We start from the raw sequence: 11,759 nt of genomic DNA on the forward strand, positions 1-11,759 counted from the left end.
AACACGAACGGTATGAAAATTCTGGTTATCGGCCCTTCCTGGGTGGGCGACATGATGATGTCGCACAGTCTTTACCGCACCCTGAAGGCCGAACATCCGGATGCCATCATCGATGTGATGGCTCCGGCTTGGTGCCGCCCGCTGCTGGCGCGGATGCCCGAAGTACATCAGGCATTGCCCATGCCACTGGGGCATGGCATGTTGGCGCTCGGCGAGCGTCGGCGACTGGGTGTATCACTGCGTGAGCAACGATACGATCGCGCCTGCGTACTGCCCAACTCCTTCAAGTCAGCACTGGTGCCTTTTTTTGCCGACATTCCGCACCGCACCGGCTGGCGCGGTGAAATGCGCTACGGCCTGCTCAATGACCTACGAGTTCTGGACAAAGCCGCTTTCCCGCTGATGGTGCAACGCTATGTCGCGCTGGCGTACGACCGAGCCCGCATTCATACCGCCGCTGACTTGCCTCAACCCTTATTGTGGCCGCAACTGGCGGTGAATGACGTCGAGATTGCGGATGTCACCGCCGCCTTTAATTTGACCGACTCCCGCCCACTGATTGGCTTTTGTCCCGGTGCCGAGTTCGGCCCGGCCAAACGCTGGCCGCATTACCACTACGGCACACTGGCACAAACGTTGATTGAACAAGGGTATCAGGTCGTTTTGTTTGGCTCGAACAATGACCGTCAGGCAGGTGAGGACATCCGCCAGATCCTGAGTGCTGATGCCCGTGAACATTGCCTCAATCTGGCTGGGCAAACTGTGCTGGATCAGGCGGTGGTGTTGATCGCCGCCTGTCAGGCGATCGTCAGTAACGATTCAGGTCTGATGCACGTGGCAGCGGCGCTCAACCGCCCACTGGTGGCGCTGTACGGCCCCAGCAGCCCGGACTTCACGCCACCGCTTTCCCACCAGGCCGAAGTCATTCGTCTTATCACCGGCTATCACCGGGTGCGCAAGGGCGATGCCGAACAAGGGTATCACCAGAGCCTGATCGACATTCAGCCACAACAGGTGCTGGATGCCCTGTCACGCTATCTGCCCATCAGAGGGGAGACGGCATGAGGGTACTGATCGTTAAAACGTCTTCCATGGGTGACGTACTACACACCCTGCCCGCGCTCACCGATGCAATGCAAGTGATTCACGGCATTCAGTTCGACTGGGTAGTGGAAGAAGGTTTTTCCCAGATCCCCAGTTGGCATCCGGCGGTTGAACGCGTCATTTCAGTAGCGATTCGCCGCTGGCGCAAAAGCTGGTTCAGCCATGAAACCCGTGCGGAGCGGGCTGCGTTCAAAACACAGCTGCGGGAAAAACGCTATGACGCCATCATCGATGCTCAGGGGTTACTGAAAAGTGCAGTGCTGGTGACCCGTCTGGCTTACGGCAACAAGCATGGTCTGGACTGGAAAAGCGCCCGCGAACCGCTGGCTAGCTGGTTTTATCAGTATCGGCATCCGGTTGATCGCCAGCAACACGCGGTAGAACGCATACGGGAACTGTTTTCTGTCAGCCTGAACTACCGCAAGCCGACGGAACAGGGCGACTATGCGATTGCAACGCGTTTTTTGTCGGAACACACTGCTGACAGTCAGCCGTATCTGGTGTTTTTACATGCGACGACCCGGGATGAAAAACACTGGCCGGAGTCGTACTGGCGTGAACTGATCGCGCTGGCCGAACCTCGCGGACTACGCATCAAATTGCCTTGGGGTGCTGAGCACGAGCACCAACGGGCACAGCGACTGGCAACCGGGTTTTCTCACGTCGATGTGTTGCCCCGGCTTACACTGGAACAAGTGGCAGGTGTGTTGGCTGGCGCGCAAGCTGTCGTCTCGGTAGATACCGGGCTGAGTCACCTCGCCGCCGCACTCGACCGTCCTAATATCACGCTGTACGGCCCGACCGATCCTGGATTGATTGGTGGCTACGGCCAAAACCAGCATGTCTGCCGTCCGGCAGGCAGCCGCGATCTGGCGGATCTCCACGCCGCTGATGTGTGGCAGCGCTGTGCTTCCCTATTGACTGAATAAGGCGGTATTACTGTGACCTCACCGCATAAGGTTGAACCCCGGCGAATCCTTATTACCAAATTCCGCCATCATGGCGATGTACTACTGACATCGCCGCTGTTTTCCATTCTGCGCCAGCATTACCCGGATGCCCAAATCGACGCGCTGGTATTTGCCGATACGGCAGAAATGTTGTCGTTACATCCGGCGATTGACCAGCTTTATACCGTCGACAAAAAATGGAAAAAACTCGGGGTGTTCGGCCATCTGGCAAAAGAGTGGGCGCTGCTGAAAACGCTGCGGGCGCAACGTTATGACACCATCATTCACCTGACAGAAAGTATGCGCGGCTTATGGATCGCACGTCTGGCGGGCATCCCGCTCGGCGTCACCTTTCGCAACAGCGCACGCGACAAATTGTCGTTCTGGAAGAAGACGTTTCAGTATCGCGTACCGCGCATTCCACGCCGCCACACGGTGGAATCCCATCTGGATACCCTGCGAGCGCTGGGGATCCAGCCAGAACCGCAAGCGCGTCGGTTACAACTGATCGCTGGCGAGGAGGCTGATCAGGCGGTAGACCAGAAACTGCGGGACCAGCAATGGCAGGGGCAACCCTTCATCGTGGTTCATCCAACATCACGCTGGTTGTTCAAATGCTGGAAGAGCAGCGCGATGGCGCAGGCCATTAACACCCTGTGCGAGCGTGGCCACACCATCGTGCTGAGTGCTTCGCCAGCGGAAAGCGAAATGGCGATGATCGCCGACATTAAGTCACATCTGACCCACCCGGTGCTGGACCTGGCCGGTCAGTTAACGCTCAAACAACTGGCGAGCCTGATCGACAAAGCACAGTTACTGCTGGGCGTGGACTCGGTGCCGATGCATATCGCGTCGGCGATGCAAACGCCGGTGGTGGCGCTGTTCGGCCCCAGCGGAGAAACCGAATGGGCACCGTGGATGACCGTCAACCGGGTGATAGTCTCCGACCGCCATCCCTGCCGCCCTTGCGGTAAAGACGGCTGCGGCGGCAGCAAAGTTAGCGACTGTCTGCAGCAAATCAGCGTTCAACAGGTGTTACTGGCGGTTGATTCGGCACTGCTGGAGGCACAGGAATGAAACTGGCGATCGTGCGGCAGAAATACCGTCCGGACGGAGGTGCAGAGCGCTTCGTTTCCAGAGCGCTCGACGCGCTCAGCAACCACCGCTCACTGGATGTCAGTGTTATCACCCGCAGTTGGGAAGGCGCGGAGCAGGCCAACCGCAACGTCATCATCTGTAATCCACGCATTACCGGCCGGGTCCAGCGTGAAAGCGCATTCGCACAGGCCGCTCAGCAGCACTTCGCCGCGTTCGATCTGGTGCAGAGTCACGAACGGATCCCAGGTTGCCATATTTACCGCGCCGGTGACGGTGTTCATCAGTCCTGGCTTACCCAACGCTCGCGTATTCTCAACCCGCTGCAACGCCGTCTGCTGTGGTGGTCTGGTTTTCACCGTTATGTAATGGCGCAAGAGCAGGCGATGTATCAGCATCCATCGCTGAAAGCGGTTATCTGTAACTCGCAGATGGTGGCGGATGAAATTCGCCATTACTTTGGTGTGCCTGCCGGTAAAATTCACCTGATTTACAACGGGGTAAACACCGACACCTTTACCCCCGATCTGCGTGTGGCCTACCGCCACGCGCTGCGTCAGCAACTGGGTATACCGCACAACGCACCAGTGATGCTGTTTGTCGGCTCCGGTTTCGAACGCAAAGGACTGGCGGGGGCTATCCACGCTATCAGCGGTGTTCCTCAGCATCCGCACCTGATCGTGGTGGGGAAAGATAAGCACAGCCGCCATTACCAGCGCCTGGCCCGGCGGCTCGATGTTGACAGTCGGGTTCATTTCGTCGGTATGCAGTCGGATACCCGGCCCTACTACGGCGCAGCGGATATGCTACTGCTACCGACACTGTACGATCCGTTCCCGAATGTGGTGCTGGAAGCGATGGCCAGTGGATTGGGGGTGATAACGTCACAACAGTGCGGTGGCAAAGAGTTTATTCAGCCGGATTTGCACGGGTTTGTCTGCGACTCACTGGACTATGACGGCCTGCGCCAGTCAGTACGACAGGCTTGCGAAAGTGGGTTCGACGAGTATGGTGAACAAGCGAGAGCCAAAGTAGAACGCTATGACCTGCGCTTTCTGAGCGATAATATGCTCAAACTCTATGAACAGTTGATTTGACGAATAAGGCGCTCTCCTGCTGTGGACGCGCCGATTTTGCGGTAAAACACCAGGTCATGGACGGATTCGGATTACCGACCATGACCTGAGTCGCGGACCTAGATAAAACGCTGACGATCGTAACGATACTGGCTCAGCCACAGCGCGAAACAGAACATACTCAAATTGGCATGTTCATGATGGAACGTGGTATTAACCAACCCGACCACCAATGTCACCACTAATGCCGAACAGGCAGCCCCCCACGACAGCCAGGAAACCGGCAACGCATTTCTCTTCGGTATATAACGCACCAGCGCCACACCCATCGCACCAAACAGACCGAAAACCCAAAACGCGCCCCAAACGCCGTTTTCCGTCAGCACATTGATGAAGATATTATGGGCATGGGAAACATGCGTGAATAACGGCTTATCTGACCATTTATTGATGTCGATTTTCTCAAAATTTTCCTTCCCTACACCAAAGAAAGGATGCTGTTTGAATACATCAAACGCTGAACTCCAGATAACATCGCGATAACTCAACACATTGTTATCCGAAGCATTCTGCTCCTGTTTTACCACCACGCGCGCATTGCTGAGGATGGCAACCGCAATTAACCCAGCGATAAAGACAGCAGGCAGCAGCAGGAATTTTTTATTTTTTCTGGCAAACCCCACTCCCAGAATCAGCACCACCACAAGAACGGCCCCAAAGGTCGCCCGGCTTTCACCAAACGCCACATAAACCAGGGACAGCGCCAGCATGGCAATCCACATCAGTCGTTTACCAACGCTCATTGCCGACCAGTAACTGAACAGAACCGTCAGCGCCATCCCACAAATAATAGCGTTATAGATAGCAGCATGATTCACATGGCCGACCGAGTTAAGCGTCCAGTATGCCTCTTTGCCAATGTAAAAGTGCGCCCACGCGCCATAAATCAGGCCAACAAAGGTCCCCAATGTGGCCCAAAATACCAGACCGATTTTCTGCTTTTCGCTGAAACTGGCACGATAGATAATCCATCCAAACAGCATATAACGCGCCACATCAGTCAACGCGCGTATATCGGTGTGATAAGCGGAAAAAGGCAGACCAACCAAATACGAGAGGATATAAAGAGCAAAAAATAGATCCCATCCCGACCATTGGCGCGCTTTTTTATTCGTGACCGCCTGAATAATCATCCACAACAGCAAAAACCCCATAGCGATGTTTTTAGGCGCTTCAGCCAGGGGGTTAACAAAAATAGCCAGCGCACTGAGAAAATACAGGCCGCGATTATCGGTACGTTGGGTGCCAAACGATAACTGAGTAGTCATTAAATCTTTCTCAACAAATGGGTAAAAGCCGTCTGAATCTCAGGAAGGGAAATCTGTTGCATACACGCTGACTGCCCATCGCAGAACTGTAGGCAACGCGCTTCATTCCGGTTGCACCGCTCAAGCCAGGGCAACTCTCGACCAAATAGTGTGTGTTGGTCACGACAAGGAATTGGGTGGAAACCGATGTTGATAATCGGGTTATTCTGCCAGAAATGGCCTGGCCCAAATGCGACCGGATTACCGGGACCATACAATGTCATGGTCGGGGTGTTGACCCATTTCGCCAGATGCGCCACACCGGTGTCAGCGCAGATCAACGCTTTCGCATCCGCCAGCAGCGTCAGCAATTGCGACAAAGACAGCTCACCGGCAAAACTGCGATAACGCCGTTGCGGGTCAATCGCATCAACGATATACCGTTCATTGCTACCGCCGCTCCATACCGGAGTATAACCTTGTGCCGCCAGCCAATCTGCTAATGCCAGCCAATGCTCCGGCGGCCAAAAACGCACAGGGTTACTGGCACCGACATGCAGTACGACAAAAGGCAACTCCGGCGGGGAAAAATCGCACGCTGGCACAGACCAGCGCTGAGGCACAGGCAACTCACCGTCTGTCAGGGCGGCCATCGCATCGCCCCACGCCATGGGTTCGGCTGGGTAGTCACGGTATTCATTGACCGGCCAGCTCTTGGCGTTGTGCAGTGCGGGCCGATGCGCCACGATCCAACGGCTGCCCGCCGCCAGCGCCAGCCAGCTATAGCGGTTGTCGCCAGGAATCAATGCCAGATCATAAGGCCCGCTGTTGACAATTGCCGACACCGACGCCGCCGACGCCGGTTGGTAAGGCATCGGTACTACGCCGTAGGGATTCAGGCGATAAACCTCAACAAACGGCGGCTTACACAGCAGCACGATTTCCGCCTGCGGGTAATTACGCCGCAATCTGGCCAGCAACGGCGTCAGCATCACGGTATCGCCCAACAACAAATTATGGGCGACCAGAATACGTTTCACCGCCGTCGGCGCACGACGCCAGGGCTTTTTTAACAACTGCAGCAGGCCACGCGGAAAAATCCGCAACCGGGCAGAGAATTTACTCATGAACGCGTCGACCGCAGGCTATTGCGGAAAATGGTCGTCATTCGGTCAAGCATGATATCCGCGCCAAACTGCTCGGACGCACGCTTGAGCGCCGCTTCACCAAATTGGGCGCGTAATGCATCGTCCCCCATCAGTTGACGCAATTTTTGCTCCAGCAACGCGGTATCTTTGGGCGTGATCAGATAGCCGGTCTGTTCATTGACCACCGCTTCGTCAATTGCACCGACCGTGGTCGACACCACCGGTAAGCCGCAGGCCATCGCCTGCATAATGCTTTGCGGTACGCCTTCATTACCGTAAGAGGGCAACACAAACAGATCCATGCTGTTCAGGCAGTCCGGCACATCGTCGCGGTTTCCCAGAAAAATGACCCGATCGGCCAGCCCCATCGACGCAACCTGCTGTTCCAGCGCCTGACGCTGCGGCCCATCGCCCACCATCAGCAACTGCCACTCTGGAAAATCCTTCGCCAACGTCTGCCAGGCTTCCAACAGATAGCTGTGTCCTTTCCAGGAACGCATCGTCGCCAGAATACCCAGCGTCGGCCGATCCGGCACGCCGATGGTCTGACGGGCGCTCTGCCGGTCAGCCTGGCGATAAAAAGTCAGGTCGATACCGGTCGGCACCGAGGTCATATGTGACAACGGATAGCGATTGTCACGGTGCAACTGCTGACGCAGACGTTCGCCAGTGGTGGCGATGTGGCGAGTAGCGGTCATGTACAGCCAGCGGGTGGTTAGCGAACGGTTGATGTCAGTGGAAACATGGCGGGTACGTACCATCGGCGGCACCCGTTTTCCCAGCATCAGCCCAGCGACCGCGACCAGCCAGGCATCGGTGGAACTGTGCGTATTGATGATATCGAACGCACAACCGTGCTGACGCAGCCAACCGACCAACGCCAGCAAGGACGATAACCGTTTTTTCTCGATCGGTAGCCCAACCACGGCAATGCCCCGCGCCTGCGCTTCCCGATAAATATTGGAGTGTGGGCAACACAGAATAGTGACCTTGTGGCCACGCTTCATCATTCCCTGAGACTCTGTAAGAATACGAATTTCCTGCCCGCCCCAACCACAAGAGGACTCGGTATGTAATATATTTAAAGATGTGTCTAACATCTTTTTATACCTATATCAGATAAGCTTTAAGTCATAAACTGCCTATAATACATGAAGGCCAGCGAAGAATCCTGTACAAAATGCGTTCGTTATAGGTTAAAGAGAGGATTGATTTAAGATCGGAATCGCAAGCCGGAATGCCGCCATGCCGTTCAACTTTCTGCCATTTTTTAGATAACACCATCGCTATCCTCTTGAGGAAAACACATTTTGAAATAAAAATCCGCATGGAGAAATATTATTACCGCCCGACCTTATAAACGGATAAATATATTTATTCCGTCAATCTAAAATAGACGGAACACTTATTTATCCTCTCTTTTAATTTTAATTTTCATGCCGGTTTTTAGCCTGAAAGATGTTTCCTTCAGCGAATAATCCTGTTTTCCATCAGTCATTAACCTAATGTGCAGCCGTGCAACTTCAAACGCTAATTCCCTGTTTATCCGGTAAAAAAGAGAACACCTGCCATAACTGGTTAAAATGATAGATTTAGCCGCTATAAATATATAGAATTCGCTATCGCTGACTATAATATCGATGATTATGTTACAAACGCTGTATACCTTTCTGTTTTACATGATCCAGCCACTTATCTGGCTGCGCCTCTGGCTCCGGGGCCGCAAAATCCCCGCTTACCGCAAACGCTGGGGAGAACGCTACGGCTTCTACAGAAATCAGGTAAAACCCGAAGGCATACTGCTGCATTCCGTCTCCGTCGGAGAGACGCTGGCCGCGGTGCCGCTGGTCCGCGCCTTGCGCCACCGCTATCCATCCCTGCCGATCACTGTCACTACCATGACGCCGACCGGCTCCGAGCGTGCTTTATCTGCATTCGGCAAAGACGTCTACCATGTCTACCTGCCCTACGATCTGCCCGGCGCGATGACGCGCTTTCTCGATCATGTGCAGCCGCGTTTGGTCATCATCATGGAAACCGAACTGTGGCCTAACCTCATCACGGCGCTGCACCAGCGCAAGATCCCGTTGATCATCGCCAACGCCCGGTTGTCCGAACGCTCTGCCAACGGCTACCGCAAACTCGGCCGCTTTATGCGCACGCTGCTGCGTCGCATCACCCTCATCGCGGTACAAAATGACGAAGATGGCGAGCGCTTCATCAATCTGGGACTGAAACGTACCCAGTTGAACGTGACCGGCAGCCTGAAGTTTGATATTTCCGTCACACCGGAGCTGGCCGCACGTGCCGTGACGCTGCGTCGTCAATGGGCTCCGCAACGCCCGGTGTGGATCGCTGCCAGCACCCATGAAGGCGAAGAAAAAATCATCGTCGACGCCCACATCGAATTGCTCAAAGCCTTTCCTACACTGTTGCTGATTCTGGTGCCGCGTCATCCCGACCGTTTTGACGACGCTAAAGCCATCGTCCGCAAGGCAGGGCTGGAATATACCCTGCGCAGCGCAGGCACCGTTCCTCCCGCCTCATCACATGTGGTGATTGGCGATACCATGGGTGAACTGATGCTGCTGTACGGCATCGCCGACCTGGCGTTTGTCGGCGGTAGCCTGATTGAGCGAGGCGGACATAACCCACTGGAACCGGCCGCGCACGCCATCCCGGTGCTGATGGGCCCGCATACCTTCAACTTCAAGGATATCTGTGCCCGCCTGCAGGAATCCGATGGGCTGATCACCGTGCGGGATACCGCATCGCTGGTGGAGCAGGTGACGACTCTGCTGTCTGACGATGACTATCGCCGCTACCACGGCCACCATGCCGTGGACGTACTGCACAAAAATCAAGGCGCGCTACAAAGTCTGCTGTCGTTGCTGGAGCCTTATCTGCCACCGCGGAGTCAGTAATGAGTCGGAAACGTCTGTCCGTTGTTCTTATCAGCCATAACGCGGCGGAGCTGCTGCCCGATTGTCTGACGTCGGTCGACTGGGCCGACGAGATTATCGTGCTGGATTCCGGCAGCAGTGACAGCACGTTAGATGTTGCCCGCCACCACGGCGCACAGGTTTATCAGAACACCGACTGGCCCGGTTTTGGCAAACAACGTCAACTGGCGCAGCAGTACGCCAGCGGCGATTACATCTTTATGATTGATACCGACGAACGGGTCACGCCTGCGCTGCGGCAGTCCATCGAGGCCGCGCTCGAATCCCCTGAAAGGGATGTCGTCTACCGCTGCGCACGCCGCAATCTGTTTCTGGGACGTTTCATGCGCCACAGCGGCTGGTATCCGGATGAGGTTATCCGCCTGTATCCCAACCGCTACCGCTACAATGACAATGCGGTACATGAATCCCTCGATTACGGTGCCGCACGGGTGATTTCGCTGGATGGCGACCTGAAGCACCTAACCTGCCGGGACTTTTTCAGTTTCCAGCAAAAGCAGTTCGCCTACGCCGAAGGCTGGGCAACAGAGCGCTTTCATCAGGGCAAACGTTGCAGTTTCGCCTCCATCCTATTGCACACGCTGGGCGCGTTTATCAAAACCTGGCTGTTGCGGGCTGGCTTTCTGGACGGCAAACAAGGACTGCTGCTGGCTATCGTGAATGCACAGTACACATTTAACAAATATACTGGTCTATGGGCCCTGAATAACCGGCGCAACACTCATCAGGAACATCAGCACCATGAAGACTAGAGCCATCTATCCCGGCACCTTTGACCCGCTGACCAACGGTCATCTGGACCTGTTGACACGCGCGACACGCATGTTCGATCACCTGATTCTGGCAATTGCTGCCAGCCCCGGTAAAAACACACTGTTTACACTGGAAGAACGGGTAGCGCTGGCTAAAGAAGCCACACAGCACCTACCGAACGTCGAAGTAGTTGGGTTTACCGACCTGATGGCTAATTTTGCCCGGCAGCAGCAGGCGACGATTCTGGTGCGAGGGTTACGCGCGGTGTCTGATTTCGAATATGAACTGCAACTGGCGAAAATGAACCATCACCTGATGCCGACGCTGGAAAGCGTATTTCTGATGCCATCAGAGCAGTGGTCGTTTATTTCGTCCACACTGGTCAAAGAAGTCGCCCGACACGGCGGCGACGTTTCACATTTTTTACCACTACCTGTCGCGACAGCCCTGTTGGAAAAATTAGGCTAAGAGCGACGCAATGATTCTGAAATGGATTGTGCTCAACGCTGGCAACACTGGCAGAAAAAAGTGCTGCGCTGGCCCTGCTTGATGCTCTCAATCAGCGTGCCACAATGGTGACAAGGCTCGCCGCTGCGACCATAGACCTGTAATTCCTGCGCAAAATAACCCGGTTTGCCGTCGGACTGCAGGAAATCCCGCAACGTGGTGCCGCCCTGCTCAATCGAGCGTTGCAATACCTGTTTGATGGAGCGCACCAGTTGTTCCGCTTCAGCCTCAGACAGTGAACCCGCTGGCCGACTCGGCAGAATACCCGCGTTAAACAGCGACTCGCTGGCGTAAATGTTGCCAACGCCCACCACCAGCTTGTTGTCCATAATCCACAGCTTGACCGGCGTTTTACGGCCACGGGATTGGGTGAACAGATAGCGACTGGAAAAATCGTCGCTCAGCGGTTCCGGCCCCAGATGTGCCAGCACCGAGCTGGTCGTTGGGTCATCGCACCATAACCAGGCACCGAAACGGCGTGGGTCGGTATAACGCAGCACCTTACCGCTGTCCATCACCAGGTCAACATGGTCATGCTTGCCCGGCTCACTGTATTCCGGCAATACCCGCAAACTGCCAGACATGCCAAGATGGACGATTATCCAGCCAGTCGACAACTCAATCAGCAGATATTTAGCGCGCCGCTGCACGCTCAGCACCGGCGTATCGCTCAGCGAAAGAATTTCAGGGGAGACAGGCCAGCGCAGACGTGCGTTACGCACCTCCGCGTACAAAATGGTATGACCGACCAGCCAGGGTGAAATGCCGCGGCGGCTGGTTTCCACTTCAGGTAATTCTGGCATATATCCTCCAGTGAAACGCTTTGCTGAAGCGATAATAAATATCCTCCGGCATA

The 11,759-nt window shown here is 55.2% G+C and carries 11 protein-coding genes; 7 read left to right on the plus strand and 4 right to left on the minus strand.

What is annotated here, in order from left to right; all coding sequences use genetic code 11:
• The first annotated feature begins 12 nt into the window (after nt 1–12).
• Genes rfaF through OB87_RS00900 form a run of 4 tightly spaced genes read left to right on the plus strand, consistent with a single transcriptional unit; the run spans nt 13 to nt 4,246 of the window.
• Entirely contained in the window at nt 13–1,065 is a 1,053-nt protein-coding gene (rfaF, locus tag OB87_RS00885; RefSeq protein WP_033567568.1) for an ADP-heptose--LPS heptosyltransferase RfaF, read from the plus strand.
• Entirely contained in the window at nt 1,062–2,033 is a 972-nt protein-coding gene (gene rfaC / locus OB87_RS00890; RefSeq protein ID WP_033567569.1) for a lipopolysaccharide heptosyltransferase RfaC, read from the plus strand. Before rfaF ends, rfaC begins: the two co-directional genes overlap by 4 nt.
• A 12-nt stretch (nt 2,034–2,045) precedes the next feature.
• Nucleotides 2,046–3,131 carry a putative lipopolysaccharide heptosyltransferase III gene (gene rfaQ, locus OB87_RS00895; protein WP_033567570.1) on the plus strand — a complete coding sequence of 362 codons (1,086 nt, stop codon included), beginning with the start codon at nt 2,046–2,048 and terminating at the stop codon, nt 3,129–3,131.
• The gene (locus tag OB87_RS00900) at nt 3,128–4,246 is read left to right on the plus strand and encodes a glycosyltransferase family 4 protein (RefSeq protein WP_033567571.1); all 1,119 of its coding nucleotides are present in this window, start codon (nt 3,128–3,130) and stop codon (nt 4,244–4,246) included. Before rfaQ ends, OB87_RS00900 begins: the two co-directional genes overlap by 4 nt.
• Nucleotides 4,247–4,344: 98 nt before the next feature.
• Here OB87_RS00900 and OB87_RS00905 read toward each other — a convergent pair whose 3' ends face one another.
• From OB87_RS00905 to OB87_RS00915, 3 genes are read right to left on the minus strand one after another with little or no spacing between them, the layout of a single operon-like run.
• Nucleotides 4,345–5,553: an O-antigen ligase family protein gene (locus OB87_RS00905; protein WP_033567572.1), complete on the minus strand. Its 1,209-nt coding sequence runs from the start codon at nt 5,551–5,553 to the stop codon at nt 4,345–4,347.
• Complete coding sequence (locus tag OB87_RS00910; protein WP_033567573.1) at nt 5,553–6,659, minus strand: glycosyltransferase family 9 protein; 1,107 nt, start codon at nt 6,657–6,659, stop codon at nt 5,553–5,555. Before OB87_RS00910 ends, OB87_RS00905 begins: the two co-directional genes overlap by 1 nt.
• The gene (locus OB87_RS00915; protein WP_033567574.1) at nt 6,656–7,780 is read right to left on the minus strand and encodes a glycosyltransferase family 4 protein; all 1,125 of its coding nucleotides are present in this window, start codon (nt 7,778–7,780) and stop codon (nt 6,656–6,658) included. Before OB87_RS00915 ends, OB87_RS00910 begins: the two co-directional genes overlap by 4 nt.
• 546 nt (nt 7,781–8,326) lie before the next feature.
• On the opposite strand from OB87_RS00915, the gene waaA reads away from it, so the two are divergent.
• From waaA to coaD, 3 genes are read left to right on the plus strand one after another with little or no spacing between them, the layout of a single operon-like run.
• Nucleotides 8,327–9,604, plus strand: coding sequence for a lipid IV(A) 3-deoxy-D-manno-octulosonic acid transferase (waaA, locus tag OB87_RS00920; RefSeq protein WP_033567582.1), 1,278 nt, complete (start codon nt 8,327–8,329; stop codon nt 9,602–9,604).
• Nucleotides 9,604–10,395, plus strand: coding sequence for a glycosyltransferase family 2 protein (locus OB87_RS00925; RefSeq protein WP_033567575.1), 792 nt, complete (start codon nt 9,604–9,606; stop codon nt 10,393–10,395). The genes waaA and OB87_RS00925 overlap by 1 nt, the downstream gene beginning before the upstream one ends.
• Nucleotides 10,385–10,864: a pantetheine-phosphate adenylyltransferase gene (gene coaD / locus OB87_RS00930; RefSeq protein ID WP_033567576.1), complete on the plus strand. Its 480-nt coding sequence runs from the start codon at nt 10,385–10,387 to the stop codon at nt 10,862–10,864. Before OB87_RS00925 ends, coaD begins: the two co-directional genes overlap by 11 nt.
• Nucleotides 10,865–10,896: 32 nt before the next feature.
• Here the strand turns inward: coaD and mutM are convergent, their stop codons facing one another.
• Nucleotides 10,897–11,706 (minus strand): bifunctional DNA-formamidopyrimidine glycosylase/DNA-(apurinic or apyrimidinic site) lyase, encoded by an 810-nt coding sequence (gene mutM, locus OB87_RS00935; RefSeq protein ID WP_033567577.1) that lies wholly within the window; start codon nt 11,704–11,706, stop codon nt 10,897–10,899.
• Between the last annotated feature and the right edge of the window lie 53 nt (nt 11,707–11,759).

It is taken from the genome of Dickeya undicola (genome assembly GCF_000784735.1).
Lineage (GTDB): Bacteria > Pseudomonadota > Gammaproteobacteria > Enterobacterales > Enterobacteriaceae > Dickeya > Dickeya undicola.

Bases quoted from the DNA above. Each gene is read 5' to 3' on its own strand.
- OB87_RS00900 (WP_033567571.1), top strand. From the start codon at position 3,128: ATGAAACTGGCGATCGTGCGGCAGAAATACCGTCCGGACGGAGGTGCA.
- mutM (WP_033567577.1), bottom strand. From the start codon at position 11,706: ATGCCAGAATTACCTGAAGTGGAAACCAGCCGCCGCGGCATTTCACCC.
- OB87_RS00925 (WP_033567575.1), top strand. From the start codon at position 9,604: ATGAGTCGGAAACGTCTGTCCGTTGTTCTTATCAGCCATAACGCGGCG.
- rfaC (WP_033567569.1), top strand. From the start codon at position 1,062: ATGAGGGTACTGATCGTTAAAACGTCTTCCATGGGTGACGTACTACAC.
- OB87_RS00915 (WP_033567574.1), bottom strand. From the start codon at position 7,780: ATGTTAGACACATCTTTAAATATATTACATACCGAGTCCTCTTGTGGT.
- OB87_RS00905 (WP_033567572.1), bottom strand. From the start codon at position 5,553: ATGACTACTCAGTTATCGTTTGGCACCCAACGTACCGATAATCGCGGC.
- coaD (WP_033567576.1), top strand. From the start codon at position 10,385: ATGAAGACTAGAGCCATCTATCCCGGCACCTTTGACCCGCTGACCAAC.
- rfaF (WP_033567568.1), top strand. From the start codon at position 13: ATGAAAATTCTGGTTATCGGCCCTTCCTGGGTGGGCGACATGATGATG.
- waaA (WP_033567582.1), top strand. From the start codon at position 8,327: ATGTTACAAACGCTGTATACCTTTCTGTTTTACATGATCCAGCCACTT.
- OB87_RS00910 (WP_033567573.1), bottom strand. From the start codon at position 6,659: ATGAGTAAATTCTCTGCCCGGTTGCGGATTTTTCCGCGTGGCCTGCTG.